The sequence below is a fragment of the Spirillospora sp. NPDC049652 genome (assembly GCF_040675125.1).
GTDB lineage: Bacteria > Actinomycetota > Actinomycetes > Streptosporangiales > Streptosporangiaceae > Spirillospora.
On record NZ_JBFAOF010001514.1, the window covers coordinates 1 to 1,178 of the forward strand.

Sequence of the window (1,178 nt, forward strand, 5' to 3'; positions counted from 1 at the left end):
CACGCCCGCCGGCGGCCTCACCGCGCAGCTCGCGGTCGTCCCGTCCGGCGCGGACACCACGCCAGGCTGCGAGCCGTCCGACTACGCCGGGGCCGACTACCGCGGCAGGATCGCGCTGATCGCGGCGGGCGGCTGCAACAACACCGTCAAGCAGAAGACGGCCGCCGAGGCGGGCGCCGCCGCCGCGCTGATCAACACCAACAACCCCAACCCGGACATGATCCTGCGGACCCGCCTGACCGCGGCGGACGTCAGGATCCCGGTCGCGTCCATCGGCCGCGGCGAGGCCGACGCGCTCGCGGCGGACGCGGCGCGCGGCCCGGTCACGCTCACCGTGGACCTGCGCGGCGAGACCAGGACCGTGACGACGTTCAACCTGATCGCCGAGACCCCGACCGGACGCGCCGACAACGTCGTCATGCTCGGCGCGCACCTGGACGGCGTCACCGAGGGACCGGGGATGAACGACAACGGCTCGTCCAGCGCCATGGAACTGGAGACCGCGCTCCAGCTCGCCCGGCACTTCAAGCAGGTCAGGAACAAGGTCCGGTTCGCGTGGTGGGGCGCCGAGGAGCACGGCGACCTCGGCTCCGGCGCCTACGTGGCGCAGCTGTCCGAGCAGGGCCGGGCCGACCTGGCCCTCTACCTCAACTTCGACATGATCGGCTCGCCGAACTACGCCCGGATGGTCTACGACGGCGACGACAGCGACCACGAGGGCGCCGGCCCCGGCCCGGAGGGCTCGGCGCAGATCGAGAAGGTCCTCACCGACTTCCACGGCTCGCGCGGCCTGCCGACCGTCGGCCGCGACTTCGACGGCCGCTCCGACTACGGCCCGTTCGTCGCCGCCGGGATCCCGTCGGGCGGCGAGACCAGCGGCTCCAACCTGATCAAGACCGAGAAGTGGGCCCAGCTGTTCGGCGGTCGGGCCGGACAGTCGCTCGACTGGTGCTACCACTCGGCCTGCGACGACCTGCGCAACGTGAACCGGACGATCTTCGGCCAGCTCGGCGCGGGCATGGCCTGGGCCACCGGCCGCTTCGCCCTCGACACCTCCGACATCGTCCCCGGCGACGCGGCCGAGCGCGCCCGCCAGCGCGCCGCCGCACCGCACCACCTCACCAGGACGGCCTTCGAGCCGGAATGACCCGTACGCGGCCCCGAGCGGCCCGTCGGGC

1 protein-coding gene is annotated in these 1,178 nt (G+C 73.3%); it reads left to right on the plus strand.

The genetic code is table 11. The features are described from left to right. Nucleotides 1–1,147, plus strand: a 1,147-nt coding sequence (locus AB0J52_RS41570; RefSeq protein WP_500188791.1) for a M28 family peptidase, incomplete at its 5' end; no start/stop codon positions are given. Nucleotides 1,148–1,178 lie beyond the last annotated feature (31 nt).